The following is a 15,169-nucleotide window of genomic DNA, read 5'->3' on the forward strand; positions in this document are numbered from 1 at the left end:
GTCGTTCTGCAAGGTATCAAGAATGGCTGCTCCGATTGACCTAACGAATATGCCCTCTGCGAGAGGATACCCAGCGCATCCGGCGCTTGTTGTGGTGGGCAACGACGCTGTCAGGGTGCTGGCCGAAAGTGGGTTCCGGGTGACCTCCCATGTCGCTTTTACCGAGGCTTTGGCGTTTCGGCTGAAGATCGACTTATCGGCCACGCTGACTGTGATGCGCAACCTGCCTCTGTGGGTCGATGGGCCGCAGCATGCCGAACTGCGGCGCAAAGTCGCAACTTTTCTGGCCGAGGATAGGTTGGTCAAGCTCGCTCGCGCCAAGGCTCGCATCCGTGCGGCTATCGCTAAGGCACTTGGCTCCGGCGGCCCGGCACGTGTTGATCTTTTGGCTCTGGTACGCGAGGTGGTCGACGTGTTTATGGAGGAAATTACCGGTATCCCTCGGCCCGATGGTGATTTGTCGAGCCTTCCCAGCATTTTCAGCTCCAACCTTGGTGTGGCAGCGCGCCGGCGGCTTGAGGCGTCCCTGAAACGTCAGTTCGAGATGGCACAGAACCTCTTTCCCGCAGAGCCGCCAGAACGGCATGCCTTAAGAGTGGGGCAATGGACTATGGGCCGCGATCCGCTGATTGGATCGCTTGGCCTCTCTTTGCATGATCATATCACCAGCCTAGACGGGGCATCGCTTTGTGAGCGGCGTCTGCCAAGTGTGCCAACGCAAACGGGCGTGCCCGCGATCGGTCGGATAGCAAACTTTGCGCAGACAGTCGCTGGCTGTCCGGTAGCAGAAGGGGCGCTCATAGAGTGCCGCCTTGATAGCCTTACGGGGCGTCCTGCAGCTGAGCGGCAGCATTTTTTTGGCGCAGGTCCGCATCTTTGTCTTGGGCGACCATTTACTTTGGCCTTTTGGGACTGCGTCGCCGACGCGCTTGCAGATCAAGATATCAGTTTGACGGTTTGTGATTTCGCTCTTGCTCAAAACGATGTATTCGACATTCCATCCGTTTTTACGGCCCGCACCACTTCTCTTTCACAGCTTGGTAGTGAGGCATTATGAACATTCGACAGTCAGTACTTGCAGCCCTTGATCAGACGTGCGGGTTAATGGATCGTCCATCTTTGGCTCCGATTGCGTTGTCAGGCGGGGATTTTTCCCTCTCAGACTTGGACATTGATAGTCTTTCGACATACGAGATAATAATGCAGCTTGAAGATGAGTTCGGCATCGACATCCCACCGGTAGCCCTCGCTTCTGCGGCTTCGCTGGCTGATCTGGTGGCTGCCGTGACGCTTGCAGTCGACGCCAAAGCATGACCGATCTCGGCCGTTCGAAAGCTATGCACAGCATGGTTCGACGACTAACTGCGCTGGAGAATTTTTCGACGCCCCGTGAATTCATCGATGCTGCCAACGCCATCGGCCAGTCTGAAGACCGCAGCTTTGCCGATATTGTGGAGCGGTCACATTCCCTGCAGGCATTGCGCGACGCACCTAGCCTTTCGGTCCTGCGCTTACAGTCCGAAGTTCGCCATGCCCGGCTTTATTCGACGCCCGGGACATCTCGGCAACGGTTACTCATCGCATTTGCGGGTGCCGCGCAGCGCTTGATGATGCCGCTGCCTATTTTCATGCAGGCCCTGCCAGCAAACACCGATCTGCTGATTTTATACGATCCATTGAACAACCATTATCGACGCGGCATTTGGGATGGAGATCATACGCTTCGGGATCTGGCATCCATCATGGCACCCATTATAGGTGGCTATGATGACACCATTGCGCTGGGAACAAGCAGCGGTGGATTGCCCGCGCTTCGATTTTCCAAGCTTTTCGGACTACGCCGCGGCTTATCCTTTGGCGGGCGGTTGATAGACGACACGTTGCGAATATTGCGGCGCGAAATACTCCCGCCCGCCTACGACCCCTTATGCGCTTGTGATGACCTACAAAATACCGAGGTGATCTTGATCCACGCGGCAGACAATGCGCAAGACGCCCTCGCGGCGCGCTGCGCTGCTGTGGCCGCAAATTCACGCAGGATCTCACTGGCGGGACGCAGCAACCACAGTGTGCTGTGGGATGTGCAGTGTATGGAGCGTCTGCCCGACCTTCTGGAAATGGCGTTCTCGGCCAGTGCATCGACGCTTAACGATTCCCTTTGCAAATGGAGCGCGTCTGACTTGGCCGCTACACGGACCTGAAGCGACAGCATAGCCACCCGGTGCGCCGGACTTTCCCTGCGCGAGGGCGAAGATGAAACCTGCAACCCAAAACCAGCGCATCGACCTGCAGCATTCTGACATCTGCGCGAGCACTCCGGAAGGATCAACATTAAGGGTTTGTCTCGTCTCCCTTGGCCGCTATCCTTGCCATCTTGTATGAGCGGGGACGACATGAATGAAGATCAGGGACGGCGCCCCACGCGGGCAGAAGCTCAGGGCCTGCGACAGGCGCGCGAGATCGAACAGCATCTGACCGCCTTGGACAGCTTCGCACCGCTCGCGCTCGGTGTGCTCGCGGTTGCATCGGGCATTTATACCTATCTGGGCGTCCGCGCCCAGCTCGATGGTTCGGGTGCGCTGACGTTCTTTGCCGCCGTTGCCTATTCCCTTGCGGTTTCGGTCGCCATTTTCGTGTTCTGGAGCTACATGATCCGTCTTACGCCTGCGATGCGGACGGCGAAGGCACGGATCGGCATGCTTCTGACGATGGCGCTTGGCTCTTGCGCGATAGTCGCAATGTCGTCCTGGTTGAATGCCGCAGCACTGGCCGGGTCAGCGGCGGTTGAGCAACATCTGGCTTTGACGGTCCGAGATTATCAGATCGAACTTGAACAGGCGAACAGGGTGGCTGTCGCAAGCCAAGGGTTACAACTCGACGTGTCCCGTGCCCGCCAGTCATTCGAGGATCTGTCTTCACAGGAAGCAGACGGGAATTTATCTGGCACGTCCGGGCGCGGCGCGGTGTTTCGCGTCCTTACCTCGAAGGGCGATGAACTCGCGGCGCTAGAGACGCAGATTGCGGCACAAGGTCCGCTCATTGCGGCGGCGTTCTCGGAAGGCAACGCCATCCTATCGCGTATGCGCGCGCTTACTGCCGCTGCGGGCCCCGTAGGCGAACGCTCGGTGATTTTTGCCGAGGAATCCGTAAGACTGGCCGGGCTTATAGCGCAGTTGCGGCAACTTTCTGTGGCCCCAGTTGTGGATCGTGCAGCGCGCGATCTTGCAGCGTCGGTGGTCTTGCCAGAGCTTGACGGTTCGAGCGATACGATAAGGGGCGCGCAACAGACCACCATAGACTCGGTCCTGCAACTTCTGGGACAGCGAGCGGAATCTCTGAGGGCAGCCGCGCAAGTGGTGATTGCCCTGCCAGCGGCCGAGGAGACAACGTATCAGCCGATTTCATCAGCTGACGCCGTGCTACGCTATGCAGGGGATTTCATACCGTCTTGGGCCGGGGCGATCGCTATCGACCTGTTGCCAGCAGTGTTGGTGTTTATGATGATGGTTGCGCAATCGGCAATCCGCGAAGATCGCGCTGTGGTCGATGCCGAAGAAACCATGACCTTGGGAGAGTTGCGTGCTGCACTGGCAGCCCTGCGTGGGATCGAAGCGGTCAATGAACCCCGTGGTCCTCGTCCGACGGCGACGGACGACGTGGCGGAGCAAGCGGAGCAGGTGGTGCAGGTGGATGCAGATTTTGACAATGTCGCACCCCTCGACAGAGGTCTTCGCAAGTGACCAGTTCGCCGCTGCCCAAACGCCTGCGCAAATCGTGGAATGCAGCGTACGTTCTCAAAGCGATGTTTGCGGCCCAGTGTATGCTTGCGGTGCTTGTGGCCTTGGGCGATTTACCGACTGACTTCCTCCATGCGCTTCCGGGATCAACACCCCAATCTCCATCGACCGAGGTGCCGGTGACGCCCGGCAACCAGACGCGCCGCTTCGAGCCGAGCCGCCTTCCGGCAAGACAGCCCACCGGTCCCGGTTTCCCGTCAAAAGAGTTCGTATCGCCGCGTCTCACCTTTACCAGCGGAGAGGTCAGCGGCCGAGATGGGGCAATCCTTGTGACCGGAGCGATTGCAGAGGGCGATGCGCGTCGTTTCAGCGAATGGCTAGAGGGTCTGGAAAATCCTCCCTCTGCATTCGCTTTGCACTCACCGGGTGGTTCGGTAGTTGAGGCGCTTAAGATCGGCCGGATAATCCGCGCATCGGGTATTCCGGTCGTGGTGGCCTCGGGCGCTTCTTGCTTTTCCGCCTGCCCCTATGTTCTGGCAGGCGGATTGACGCGGGAGGTCTCACGGCAGGCTTCAGTCGGAGTTCACCAACATTACTTCGGCGAAAATACCTATCTTCCGGCATTTCTGTTGGTATCCGATATCCAAGTCGGACAAGGCGAAGTCATGGCTTATCTCGACGAAATGGGCGTTGATCCGATGCTAATGGCCAAGGCGTTGATGACACCTCCTGACGATATTTACGTGCTGCTGCCGGAAGAACTTGAAGACTTCAAGCTTTCAACGCTCCTCACGAAATAAATGCGTGACCGACTACCTTTGGTTAGGGTTAGTGCGTCGCAACGAAGTTGGAGACGCGGCAAATTGCAGCCCAAGGCTCGGCGAGCCGAGTGTTTCTTTCGGTTGATTAGGAACCTGCGCGAAAACTCTACGTTTGTTTAACATCATCAAACGCAGGAGGATCAGATGGCCAATGCGGATAAGAAGCACTTCGGCGCTGGCCTTAAGGGCAAAAACGACGGAACCGGCGCGATGAGCGAGGTCACCACCGAAGATATCCCAGCGAACGCTGTCCTTTCGAACCGCGACAAAAAGGGCTCGCCCGAGCGCGGGTTGGATGGCCGGGAAATCATGACAGATCAGTATCAGGATCACGCGACCAACCGTCGCACGGATCAGGAGGACCAGGAACAGCCATGAGCAGCAAGACCCCACCGATCCCGCCAGCCAATCGCAGCGACAAAGGTCCGGGCGGGCCAAAGCATGGTTCGGTCGGCAAAGCCACTGCCGACAAGCAGACCGATCCCGATAAGCAAGGACAGCAGGCCAATACCAAGATCAACACCACCAACCAGGGCCTGCAGCAGGATCGATGACGGCGACGCAGATGGCGTCAAGCGCGTTGAAGGAAGGACCAATCCCCGCTTAAGAGAGATGGCGACAGGGCTGGGATTGCGGACGATCGGGGTCGGGTTAGTCAGAGTTGGCTTGTTGCACAATTTACCTGCCCTGACCCTGAGCCGAACCCTTTCAGCAACGGTAGTTATGGCTATTGCTTGGTTGCCGAAATGATTGGCGGGGCGCTTCTAGAAGCTATGAGACGACGAGAGAAAGAACCGAGAAGGGTCCAACTCGTCTATAATGAACGGCATGGAGCTAGATATCGTTGACAAGTCATTAACGGTTTCTTGAACAGATGGACTCTGTCTCGCGCGAGGCTGGTGTCTTTGTGTCGGGACCTGTAATTATCTTGACCGGATCGACCCGGCTGTGCTGCGGAATGGCCGGTTCGACCTCAAAGTCGAGGCGCCCCTGCCTTGCGCAGAAGATCTGTTGAGGATCCTACGCTATCATCTCGGCGGGGTGTTCGTCGGGAGTGCTTTCTCCGGGCTTGCCCGCGCTGCCGTCGGCAGTAGCGCTGCAGATGTTGATGCGGCCATCCGTAAAGCTCGGGGTGTGGCACGGAGAGAGGGACGTCCCCTTCGCCCTGACGACGTAATGCTGCGCAGCGTCGGGCAATCTCCGATCGGAAGCGATCAGGACCTGCGGGTCGCGATCCACGAATGGCCATGCAATTGCGGTGACACTCGTGACCAAAGCAACCGGGGTTCGCGTCGTGCTGGCCAAAGAAGGCGGGCTCCCACGCGCAGCGGGAATGGCATCGTTGCATTGATGGCTGAACTTGTAGCGGAGCTGGCTTGCCTGATGGCGAGCACATCGGTCCCCAACAGACGGCATAAACGTGCGAGTAGGCAAGCGTGGGCCGATGACGCTCTACTGAAGTCCGGTTCCGAACCATTGCTCAGTCGTTGCCCTCCGATCCGGTTGCGCCATCTCAGCGTCCCGGAATTGGTAGAGTTCGTTCGGCGCGAGGGTGCGAGGCGCGATCTGTAGGATACCGCCATCAATGCTGTCGCCGAGGTTTTGGCTCATCCCTCCCTTCGCGAACTCCGCCCGAGTTTGCGGGTGGCGGTCTGCATGCTCCAGCGTGCAGGAGATCTTGAACATGCGCCGCAGCCGCACTGATCCGGTGCAACGGCTTTCCTTTATTTTTGGAACATGCCTATGACACTTATCGCTCTCAATTCGGCGCAGTGCTGGGCAAGAACCAGGTCCAGGTGGTATCGGCTTGGGCGGCCTTTGTCCGAAATCGAAGCCGAGCTGGCAGAAAGTTTTGGCGTGAAGCATCCCGCGGGCCGTTCAATACGACTCGAACTAGCCGGCTTCCAAACGATCAAGAACCTCCGGCTGCTTGCCCCGCTAATGACCGCCTATATCAGGCGTATCAGGAAAATCGATACGCTAGATCGCGCCTGTCGCAGAGCATCCGAGCGGGAAAACTGACCTGATGGACGATCTTCATGTCCCCCGAAACTTTCTATTGCCGTGCAATGCTGCCAACACACCTAATATCGCAAATGCACGTAAAAGAGGCTGAAAGAAATCATAAGCATAGGCATTGGCGACGGCCATGCCACGGGCGGAAACGCCAGATCCGGTCCTGATTAACAGATGAGTTCTAACGCGCGTGTCGTGGCGCAGGTCGGGGATTGGCCTACCCAGTGCGCGAAGTGGCCGAACGTTTGGGCAGCAGCAAGTCGATTTAGACGTACCAGCGGCCTTTTTTCGCGGCCAGCGAAGGTAGTCAAACGGTCGATGCGAACGCCGACGAGATTCGCCAGCCGAAACGAGTTTGGCGCGCGTCACTTCCAGCGGAGTCGTCTTAATTAGTTTGCCAAAAGAGCGACGGCACTTCGGTAGTCACATGCGAGCAGCTTCGGATCTGCTTGGTGGGCGCTGATTTGACGCAGACAGGGTGGTACGCTCTTTTACTTTAACAGCGATATTCGTGGGTCTATGGGGGAGCTGATGCTGGCGACGAGTTTGATGAGATCGGCTTGACGGCTCGTATTTGTTTTGGCGAAGATTCGGCTTAGGTGCGTTTTCAATGTATTCTCACTGATGTTCAGGGCTGCCGCGCATTGGGCAGTCGTCTGGCCGCGCCCGATGTGCACAATGACACGCGCTTCTGCTGCGGTCAGATCGTAGAGCGTGATCAGCACGTCTTCGGCTGGCGGGGTTGCGGCGGTTGTAGTGGAGATGAAGATTGCGGCACTTGCAGGCCGAAAGATCGCGCGCGCTGTGCCCTCGCTCAAGGGCAGAATATAGGCCACGGCTGGGGGTTGACCCGGTAGCGATACAGGCAAGCCAATTCCGCGCGCACCCATGGAAGCATCGGAATCTGCGGCCGCCGAGATCGCGTCGAGCAAAGCCCGCGCGATCAGGGGTGTTTGGGCCTGAAGCACGCCATTCCGGGCGCTAAGCGGCGCTTTCGTCGCAAGGATAGTCTCGGCCTGAGCGTTGGCATGCAGAATAACGCCGTCCGCGCTGGTGAGGATGACAGGGACCGCCAGACTGTCCAGCGCGCCGCGGTATAGCGTGGCGGTGACATGCGTTTGGTCCAACAAATCCCCGATCAGTGCGGCCCGGCGCAGGTGGGGGGAAAGCAGGGACAGAAAGCGTTGCTCGTCCTCACTGATGCGGCGGCGGTCCGCCCAAGTGGTGCAGCTAAAAAGCCCAATGCGGTCAGGCGTGTGGACGAATTTCGTCGTGCAGCCTTCGCGAAGCCCCTGCGGCTGTGCCCAGTCTTGAAAAAACGCAGACTGCGCCAGTTGTGCTTCAGAGACGACGGACAGGGTCGTCAACGGCTGGTCGATATCGCCCATCACGGCGGCCAGTAGACCCGGAATTTCGTCAAGGTCATAGTCCTGAAGCGACTGTAAACGTGCAAGATCCCATGGTGAATGGGCCGCAAACCGGCCGCGACTGTCTGAGATGCTGGTCAAGGCGATGGTGGTGTAGGCGGCGTCAACTGTCTTGGTGATACGGGTCATGACATCGCCCCAGCCCTCGGGGCTTAGCGCGCAATCGTAGATATCGCCGATGATGGACGAGAGGATCTGGTCGTTTACTGCGTTCATGCCAACCGCCTCTAATCCTGCCTCCTCCGGTTAAACGAAGATTTTACCGGAAATGATAGTGCCAACGTCATTTCGAGAAATATCGACGACCAGCTCCACGATGTTGCCCGCGTCATACCAACGGGTGACGACTCTGATCCGTAGAGGCATTAGCCAACAGATGGGGCGACAGTTTGAGCATGATCCCGCTGAATCCCAGACTGCTTTGCCGCCGACTTCGGAGACTTACCGATGGATATCTTTGCCCCAGCGCTGCGCCTGATTGTCGTCGATGACGAACCGCATCTGCGCGAGATGGTTGCGGAATATCTGGAACGTAACAACTTCAGCGTCCGCACGGCGGCATGTGGCAAGACCTTGGACCGCCTGCTGGCCGAGCAATCCGCCGATCTGATCGTGCTGGACGTCAACATGCCGGGCGAAGACGGCCTGTCGATATTGCAACGCATCCGCCGCACGACCAAGACTCCGGTGTTGATGCTGACCGCCGCCAGCAATGTGTCTGACAAGATTGCCGGATTGGATGTGGGCGCTGACGACTACATGACCAAGCCCTTCGATCTGCGCGAATTGCATGCGCGCATCAGGGCTGTTCTGCGTCGGTATGACCCCCAGCAGGCCAGCGACGCGAGAGTCGAGCCCATGCGCAATATCCGCGCTTTCGGCAAGATGTTCGTTGATCTCGACGCGCGCTGCCTTGTTGAGGCTGACGGGGTGCGCCAACCAGTCACGGCGATGGAGTTCGATCTGCTTGAAGTTTTCCTGCAAAACCCCGACCGGGTTCTGACGCGGGACCGGCTGCTTAACCTCGCCCATAACCGCGATATCGAACCGTTCGATCGCAGCATCGACGTTCGGGTGACGCGGCTGCGGAAGAAGATCGAGCACAATCCAGCCAAACCGCAAACGCTCAAGACTGTCCGGGGGGCAGGCTATATCTTCACGCCTGCCAAGCGGGCGTGACGATGGACGTTTTGCTGGCAGAGTCCAATACAGCGCCTTCGTTTGAGCCGTCTGGCCTGATGCATCTCCCCGTTGGTACGCCGCAATTCGTCGGCGCATTATTGAACGGCACCCTTGGCTGCGCTGCCGTGATAGATCCGGCGGGCCGCTATCTTTATGCGAACCAAGAATATCTTACATTCGTGCAGACCTCGGCGGTCAATGTGGTGGGCAACACGGTGTCCGCGGTGCTGGGCGACGCAGTGCATAACGCCTATCAGGCGGTCATGAAGCAACTTTTGCCGAACAAGCCCAGTCGCCGGGAAGGTTGGATCGATTACGGGCGGCTGGGGCAGCGCTATATCGAGCAAACGATTACCGCTTATCAGGTGGGCGATGGCCCGGTATCCGGCTATATTGCGTTGTCGCGCGATCTGACCGACCTGAAGCTGAAACAGCAGGAACTGAGCGAGCGGATCGAGGCACAAAGCGCCGCTGACGCCTATCATTCGGTGATCGTTAACAATGCCTTGGACGCCATTGTGGTGATTGACGAATCCGGCGCGGTGGTCGATTTCAACCCCGCTGCGGTGTCGATCTTTGGCTACAGCCGTGACCAAGCGATGGGCCGTCAGATTGCCGAGTTGATTATTCCTGACGCGCTGCGATCTGCCCATGACCACGGCATGACGGCTTACATGGCCAGCGGCGTGCCCAAAATGTTGGGACGCCGTCTGGAAATAGACGCGCTAAAAGCTTCCGGCGCTCAAATTCCTGTCGAGGTGACGATCACCGAGGTCAGGCTTGGTGCCAAACGTCTGTTTGCAGCGCATCTGCGCGATCTGAGTGCAGTGCATCAGGCTCAGGCCGAGATTGAGCGCCAACGCGAGGCTTTGCACCAGAAGGACAAGTTGGCAGCACTCGGGTCATTGCTAGCCGGTGTGGCGCACGAGTTGAACAACCCTCTGTCCATCGTCATCGGGCAGGCGATGATGCTTCGCGAGAATCTTGTCGACAGGCCGATGGCTGACGAGTTGGCGCAGCGCAGCATCAAGATAGAGATCGCCGCGAACCGCTGCGCCCGCATCGTCCGCAACTTTTTGGATATGGCCCGCCAGCGCAAGCACGCCCGCAAGTCCGTATTGATTCAGGATGTGGTTGCGGCGGGCCTGGAGCTTTTGAGCTACAACCTGAAAACTTCTGGCGTGGAGGTCGAAACTGACTTTCCGCCCGACCTGCCCGCGCGGTGGATTGATGGCGACCAGATCCATCAAGTCGTGGTGAACCTGATCATCAACGCCTATCAGTCGCTTGAGGAAAAATCCGCAGACCCGCGCCGTATCCACATAACCGCTGAACATCGGACCGATGCGCAGGTATTGGCATTGCGTGTTTCCGACAATGGCGCGGGAATACCGACGGGCATCCGCTCTCGTATATTCGACCCGTATTTTACCACCAAGGCGCAGGGAATGGGCACGGGGATTGGGCTTGCCGTGTCTCGCGGGCTGATCGAATCTCATGGCGGCACACTGGGTATTGATCCTTTGCCACATCTGCCGGGAGCTGGTTTCATCCTGCTCTTACCGGTAACCGATGCCGAAAGTTCCGACGAGACAGCGGCAGTTGAACAGCCCGAGGCGAGAGGCGGTGCCAAACAGGTGGTGCTGATTATCGACGATGAGGTCGAGATTGCCGAACTTCTGTCCGATATCGTTAAAAAACTGGGTTTCAGTGCCCTAACCGCCCACAGTGGTTCGGCGGCAAAGGCGATGTTGGATCAGCAGGGCATGGCAGTCGATGTGATCCTTTGCGACATTCGTATGCCCGACGGCGATGGCCCGGGCTTCTTTGACTGGCTCAGCCAGACACGCCCGACGATGACCAACCGGATCGGCTTCATCACTGGTGACACACTGGGGCCAGCAGCGGGTCGTTTCCTTGCGCGCTCGGGCTGCCCGGTGATCGAGAAGCCGTTCACTCCAGATGACATTCAGCGGATTCTAGGCTCGCTCACCCATGCGGAGGCACCGCTGTGAAACAACTGAAACACGGGACGAGCGCCAACGAAATTGTCCAGAAACATTGGGCATCTAATACAGGCTCCAGAGACACACGCTGGAGAGATGAAATGCAGGAAGCCGAAATCGTCATGCTGGAAGAAAGCTTCCGCGAAGTTGCTGCCGTCCGCGATGACGCGGCCGAGTTGTTTTACGAACGCCTGTTTGTAAATGACCCGTCGCTGCGCGTCATGTTTGCCAGCGCCGACATGAAGGATCAGGGCCGCAAGCTGATGGCGGCACTTGCCTTCGTCGTGACATCGCTGCGTCGCCTGGATACCGTCGTGCCCGTCTTGCAAACGCTGGCTGTGAAGCATGTCGGCTACGGTGTGCGCGACGAACATTATGCCACGGTCGGCAAATCGCTGATTGAAACCTTGTCGCTGTTTTTTGCCAATCGCTTCACGCTGGAACATCGCCGGGTGTGGGGCATGGCTTACGGCACTGTCGCAGACGTTATGATGGCAGCCGCTGCAAACGCCGAGCCGGTCCGCAAGGCCAGTTTGTCTTAAGAACAATGCTGGGCAGGTTTTACTGCCCGGTGCCCGAGATATTGCGTGAGACCATTTTACGACTGAGACTTTGAGCGAACCTTTTATGAAGCCTAAGCTGCCATTACCGGTGGCCTTTGCATCAACCAAGCGCGGCGCAGTCCCTTTGTTGGGCCTGCGCCGTTTTTCCTTTTATGCTCGCTTTATGGCGAAACCCGCATCTCACCCAAACAAGCCGAAACCACTAAGGCGCTTTGGACAGATCAAGCTTGGGTATCTGTCGCAACAGCTGCGGTTTGTCGCCTGCAAGATGCAGCGACAAAAAAGTTGCCACAGCAATCAGCGCCAGCGCCCCGAGCAGGATCACCAGTGCCGCCCGCCAAGCGGCAAACGGATTGGGCCTGTCGTTGAACACAGGACGGGCCGTGGCGAATTTAGCTGTCCGCCGACCAGACTCCTCCATCGCTGCGGCAGCCTCGTGCAGCGGACCGGAAGGCAGGTTCTCACCGCCACCCGGCTCGCGAGTGATGCGATATCGGTCGGTGTTCAGATCAAGCTCGATCGTCAGATTGCCGCTGAAATGATAGCGGCGGAAATCGAGACTAAGGCGGCGGTTCGCAGGATAGCTGACCGTCGCGTCCCAATCGGTGTTCCACAGATCAAGCACCACCCGGCCGCTGGCAATGTCCGTCACGCGGGGCGAATAGACCCACTGAGAATTGCCCCATTCTGTAGCCACAAGATCAATTCTGATCGACCCATCCGGCGAAATGCGGCGATAGGTCGGTTCGGTCTGATGCGCAGCCGCGTAGCGCGCGCGCTCCACCGTCGCCGCAAGATCGGCCAGCGGCAGGGCAGGCCCATTCATCCCCTGATCGCGAAATGTCCGGCTGGCTGGGAAGATACGCAGCAAAGTCTCACCATCCTTGTGATCCAACCGCAGCAACAGGCTTCCGTCGGCGCTGTTGGTGATCTCGCTTGCCGACCACGCACCGCAATCGAGCAACATCTTGTTTGTCACCACATCCACCAACACGGCGCAAGTTCCCACGGAGTCCAAACGTCCGTTGACCATCTCACCCGCGCGCTGTTCAAAGCGGAGCGATCCATCGGCAGAAACAGCGCTCGTTTCGGTCACATAGCGGGTCGAGACATAAAAGCTCCAGACGCCATTCGACACTTCGCTGGCGGCAAATCGTGTGGCAGATGGCCCGTTACCGATTTCGTAGATCGCATGAAGGTGCATCTGCAAAGGGTATGAAGGATGCGAAAGCCGTAACGGCGCGGCACCGACGTCCCGCCACTTTTGCCCCCACACGTCTTGTCCGCCGATCTTCAGACCGTCGTTTTCAAATCCGATATGAGCGTGCCGCCATTCAATCGCATCGCGCGATCCGTCGTCAGCCATGGTCGAAAACTTGATTGCGGCAGGCAGGGTGGCCACTTGCGCCGGCGCAATGTTCGCTTGGCGCAAAGCTACGGGCTTGGCATCTGCGACCTCTCGGCCCCGGAACAGCCGACGAAACCCCAGCCCAAGCGCGAACAGAACAACACAGGTAACGCCCCATGGGATCAGCAATATCGCACTTAAAAGCGAAAAGCCCAACATTGCATTTGCAAACACGTCCTCTGCACCGGGTCGCGTAACGACCTCCCACGCGAATGCCCCGACGTACAGGATGACTGGCGAAACAACCACCAGAGCCATCACCCAACGGGTCCAGCGTCTTGGGACTGACGCAATCATCGCCACTACAATCGTCGCGGCTAAAGCAGCCAGCAACCAATACTGTGCAATCATCAATGATCGTTCCCCGAAAAAGCGAGACTTGCCATACGACCGTCCCGCTCGCCCGGTTACACCATGTAACACCAACACACTAGGTCAGGGTTGCACCAGGTGCGGCACGTGATAGCGAAACAATTGAAACACAATTTCACAGCCTTGAAATACGCATGAAACAACGACGAGCTAGACAGCGCACATTGAAACAACACACCAATGGAAAATACTATGTTCAAGCGGATCAATAAACAGTTGCAGTCCCACATGAAAAAAGCCCGGGCACGTCGCGACAACCTCCAGCTCCTGTCCCTCGACGACTATATCCTGCGTGACATTGGCATTGGCAGGCACGAAATCTTGGCACGACTGGGCCGGTAATACCGCCAGCACGGTGGTTTGGTCAGGTTTCCAATAGTGGGCTGCTATGACCGAAGCCTCCGAAACGTTTAACACCCTAACGAAGCGACAAGCCAGGAGATCACAGCATGGCAGTACCATTGGTTATAAGCGCCAAAGAAAGCAGCGCGGGTATTGCTTCGGCCCGTGATGGCCTGACGCCCCTTTTTGGTGAAGGCGGAATGGCATCGCCCATGTACCTGCCACCAAAGCAGATTGTGATTTTCTTTCTGGTCACCTATGCGCTGTCATGGTTCGGGATGGTCGGGAACTGGCTCTGGCCCTCGGATGCATGGCCGGTGCCGATCTTGCCACTCGGTCCGCTCCTTGCAGCGCCCATAATGCTGTGGTGGTTCGGTGGCGGTGCAGCCGTTCGGGAATGGGGTCGGCGGATGCTGCGGTTTGCAGCACCAACATGGGTCTACGCGGTCGCATTTCTGGTTCCGCTAAGCCTCATCATGGGATCGGTCGGCTTTGCCTTGATGCTTGGCGTCGACAGCCTGCCCCTGCCATCGGTCGGGCTTGCGTCGTTGCTGATCGGAATTCCGCTGGTAGCGCTCGATGGCCCCGCACCGGAGGAACCCGGTTTCAGGGGCTTTGCCCAGCATGAACTGCAACGGCGCATGTCGCCGCTGCGAGCATCGCTGTGGATCGGCGGCGGCGTGTTGATATGGCATTTGCCCGTCCTTGTACTTGGACAAATTCCCCTGCCGATCGCCATCGCAATTCCCGCAGTCAGCGTATTATATGCGTGGCTCTATATCCAAGGCGGCAGTATCTGGCCGTTGGTCGGGGCCCATTGGGTGCAGAACTTCTTTGGTGGCCAGTATTTCGGTCAGATCTTCAAGTTCGAAGATAGTCAGATTTGGACTGGTGCGCTCGCCTTTGGTTATGTCGGCTGCGCGGCACTTGTCATCTGGCGATATGGTCCGTCGCTTGGACGCAAGGCCTGACACAGGGTACAATACTGCCCGTCTGGAACTAGCTTGCCAACACCGTCCCTGACCAACTGGTCGCTCGTGTGCACTGCACGAGCGGCCTATTTGTTGCATCGCCGTGCGGCAGCGGTATTGCATTTTGCGTTCCAGTCACGTCAGCCCAGCACCCCCGCCACCACATCCCGGATCAACCCTGGCAGCACGTTGAACGCATAGTCCACATTCAGGCGTTCCAGCGGCGTATGGTAATCCCGCCCCCAAGGGCCGATATTGACCGTCGGCACCTGCGCCAAAGCGCCACCTTCCGGCCACCGGATCAATGACCGCCAGACCGGCGTG

At 58.1% G+C, this 15,169-nt stretch carries 17 protein-coding genes; 13 read left to right on the plus strand and 4 right to left on the minus strand.

Annotated elements, in window-relative coordinates; translation table 11 throughout:
* Nucleotides 1–91 precede the first annotated feature (91 nt).
* From JWS10_RS02235 to JWS10_RS02265, 7 genes are all read left to right on the plus strand, one after another.
* Nucleotides 92–1,057 (plus strand): hypothetical protein, encoded by a 966-nt coding sequence (locus JWS10_RS02235; RefSeq protein ID WP_299504322.1) that lies wholly within the window; start codon nucleotides 92–94, stop codon nucleotides 1,055–1,057.
* A 47-nt stretch (nucleotides 1,058–1,104) separates the two neighbouring features.
* Nucleotides 1,105–1,314 (plus strand): phosphopantetheine-binding protein, encoded by a 210-nt coding sequence (locus JWS10_RS02240; RefSeq protein ID WP_299481658.1) that lies wholly within the window; start codon nucleotides 1,105–1,107, stop codon nucleotides 1,312–1,314.
* Nucleotides 1,311–2,201, plus strand: coding sequence for a hypothetical protein (locus tag JWS10_RS02245; RefSeq protein ID WP_299504324.1), 891 nt, complete (start codon nucleotides 1,311–1,313; stop codon nucleotides 2,199–2,201). The genes JWS10_RS02240 and JWS10_RS02245 overlap by 4 nt, the downstream gene beginning before the upstream one ends.
* 192 nt (nucleotides 2,202–2,393) lie before the next feature.
* Nucleotides 2,394–3,740 carry a hypothetical protein gene (locus tag JWS10_RS02250; protein ID WP_299504326.1) on the plus strand — a complete coding sequence of 449 codons (1,347 nt, stop codon included), beginning with the start codon at nucleotides 2,394–2,396 and terminating at the stop codon, nucleotides 3,738–3,740.
* A complete protein-coding gene (locus JWS10_RS02255; RefSeq protein WP_299504329.1) occupies nucleotides 3,737–4,537 on the plus strand; it encodes a hypothetical protein in 801 nt (266 codons plus the stop codon). Before JWS10_RS02250 ends, JWS10_RS02255 begins: the two co-directional genes overlap by 4 nt.
* A gap of 165 nt (nucleotides 4,538–4,702) precedes the next feature.
* Nucleotides 4,703–4,936 (plus strand): hypothetical protein, encoded by a 234-nt coding sequence (locus JWS10_RS02260; RefSeq protein WP_299504331.1) that lies wholly within the window; start codon nucleotides 4,703–4,705, stop codon nucleotides 4,934–4,936.
* Nucleotides 4,933–5,112, plus strand: coding sequence for a hypothetical protein (locus JWS10_RS02265; protein ID WP_299504333.1), 180 nt, complete (start codon nucleotides 4,933–4,935; stop codon nucleotides 5,110–5,112). The genes JWS10_RS02260 and JWS10_RS02265 overlap by 4 nt, the downstream gene beginning before the upstream one ends.
* Before the next feature lie 898 nt (nucleotides 5,113–6,010).
* Here the strand turns inward: JWS10_RS02265 and JWS10_RS02270 are convergent.
* A complete protein-coding gene (locus JWS10_RS02270) occupies nucleotides 6,011–6,244 on the minus strand; it encodes a hypothetical protein (RefSeq protein WP_299504335.1) in 234 nt (77 codons plus the stop codon).
* A gap of 57 nt (nucleotides 6,245–6,301) precedes the next feature.
* Here JWS10_RS02270 and JWS10_RS21205 point away from each other — a divergent pair, with 57 nt between their 5' ends.
* Nucleotides 6,302–6,580, plus strand: a complete 279-nt coding sequence (locus JWS10_RS21205; protein WP_366943506.1) for a DUF6634 family protein — start codon at nucleotides 6,302–6,304, stop codon at nucleotides 6,578–6,580.
* A 485-nt stretch (nucleotides 6,581–7,065) separates the two neighbouring features.
* Here JWS10_RS21205 and JWS10_RS02275 read toward each other — a convergent pair whose 3' ends face one another.
* Entirely contained in the window at nucleotides 7,066–8,217 is a 1,152-nt protein-coding gene (locus JWS10_RS02275) for a helix-turn-helix transcriptional regulator (protein WP_299504338.1), read from the minus strand.
* 231 nt (nucleotides 8,218–8,448) lie between these two features.
* On the opposite strand from JWS10_RS02275, the gene JWS10_RS02280 reads away from it, so the two are divergent.
* From JWS10_RS02280 to JWS10_RS02290, 3 genes are read left to right on the plus strand one after another with little or no spacing between them, the layout of a single operon-like run.
* Nucleotides 8,449–9,180, plus strand: coding sequence for a response regulator (locus JWS10_RS02280; protein ID WP_299504340.1), 732 nt, complete (start codon nucleotides 8,449–8,451; stop codon nucleotides 9,178–9,180).
* Nucleotides 9,181–9,182: 2 nt separating this feature from the next.
* Nucleotides 9,183–11,198: a PAS domain S-box protein gene (locus JWS10_RS02285; RefSeq protein ID WP_299504342.1), complete on the plus strand. Its 2,016-nt coding sequence runs from the start codon at nucleotides 9,183–9,185 to the stop codon at nucleotides 11,196–11,198.
* Entirely contained in the window at nucleotides 11,195–11,731 is a 537-nt protein-coding gene (locus JWS10_RS02290; RefSeq protein WP_299504344.1) for a globin domain-containing protein, read from the plus strand. Before JWS10_RS02285 ends, JWS10_RS02290 begins: the two co-directional genes overlap by 4 nt.
* A 223-nt stretch (nucleotides 11,732–11,954) precedes the next feature.
* Here the strand turns inward: JWS10_RS02290 and JWS10_RS02295 are convergent, their stop codons facing one another.
* Entirely contained in the window at nucleotides 11,955–13,514 is a 1,560-nt protein-coding gene (locus JWS10_RS02295) for a hypothetical protein (RefSeq protein ID WP_299504346.1), read from the minus strand.
* A 210-nt stretch (nucleotides 13,515–13,724) separates the two neighbouring features.
* On the opposite strand from JWS10_RS02295, the gene JWS10_RS02300 reads away from it, so the two are divergent.
* A complete protein-coding gene (locus tag JWS10_RS02300; RefSeq protein ID WP_299504349.1) occupies nucleotides 13,725–13,874 on the plus strand; it encodes a hypothetical protein in 150 nt (49 codons plus the stop codon).
* 107 nt (nucleotides 13,875–13,981) lie between these two features.
* The gene (locus tag JWS10_RS02305; RefSeq protein ID WP_299504352.1) at nucleotides 13,982–14,845 is read left to right on the plus strand and encodes a type II CAAX endopeptidase family protein; all 864 of its coding nucleotides are present in this window, start codon (nucleotides 13,982–13,984) and stop codon (nucleotides 14,843–14,845) included.
* A gap of 140 nt (nucleotides 14,846–14,985) precedes the next feature.
* Here JWS10_RS02305 and JWS10_RS02310 read toward each other — a convergent pair.
* Nucleotides 14,986–15,169 (minus strand): hypothetical protein (locus JWS10_RS02310; RefSeq protein ID WP_299504355.1); only part of this gene is annotated, 184 nt, incomplete at its 5' end.

Origin of the sequence: Cypionkella sp. (assembly GCF_028290025.1) — a bacterium.
Taxonomy (GTDB): Bacteria; Pseudomonadota; Alphaproteobacteria; order Rhodobacterales; family Rhodobacteraceae; genus Cypionkella.

Excerpts from the sequence above, each read along its gene's own strand:
- JWS10_RS02240 (WP_299481658.1), top strand. The coding sequence starts at position 1,105 with ATGGATCGTCCATCTTTGGCTCCGATTGCGTTGTCAGGCGGGGATTTT.
- JWS10_RS02245 (WP_299504324.1), top strand. The coding sequence starts at position 1,311 with ATGACCGATCTCGGCCGTTCGAAAGCTATGCACAGCATGGTTCGACGA.
- JWS10_RS02250 (WP_299504326.1), top strand. The coding sequence starts at position 2,394 with ATGAATGAAGATCAGGGACGGCGCCCCACGCGGGCAGAAGCTCAGGGC.
- JWS10_RS02260 (WP_299504331.1), top strand. The coding sequence starts at position 4,703 with ATGGCCAATGCGGATAAGAAGCACTTCGGCGCTGGCCTTAAGGGCAAA.
- JWS10_RS02265 (WP_299504333.1), top strand. The coding sequence starts at position 4,933 with ATGAGCAGCAAGACCCCACCGATCCCGCCAGCCAATCGCAGCGACAAA.
- JWS10_RS02270 (WP_299504335.1), bottom strand. The coding sequence starts at position 6,244 with ATGTTCAAGATCTCCTGCACGCTGGAGCATGCAGACCGCCACCCGCAA.
- JWS10_RS21205 (WP_366943506.1), top strand. The coding sequence starts at position 6,302 with ATGACACTTATCGCTCTCAATTCGGCGCAGTGCTGGGCAAGAACCAGG.
- JWS10_RS02275 (WP_299504338.1), bottom strand. The coding sequence starts at position 8,217 with ATGAACGCAGTAAACGACCAGATCCTCTCGTCCATCATCGGCGATATC.
- JWS10_RS02280 (WP_299504340.1), top strand. The coding sequence starts at position 8,449 with ATGGATATCTTTGCCCCAGCGCTGCGCCTGATTGTCGTCGATGACGAA.
- JWS10_RS02285 (WP_299504342.1), top strand. The coding sequence starts at position 9,183 with ATGGACGTTTTGCTGGCAGAGTCCAATACAGCGCCTTCGTTTGAGCCG.
- JWS10_RS02300 (WP_299504349.1), top strand. The coding sequence starts at position 13,725 with ATGTTCAAGCGGATCAATAAACAGTTGCAGTCCCACATGAAAAAAGCC.
- JWS10_RS02305 (WP_299504352.1), top strand. The coding sequence starts at position 13,982 with ATGGCAGTACCATTGGTTATAAGCGCCAAAGAAAGCAGCGCGGGTATT.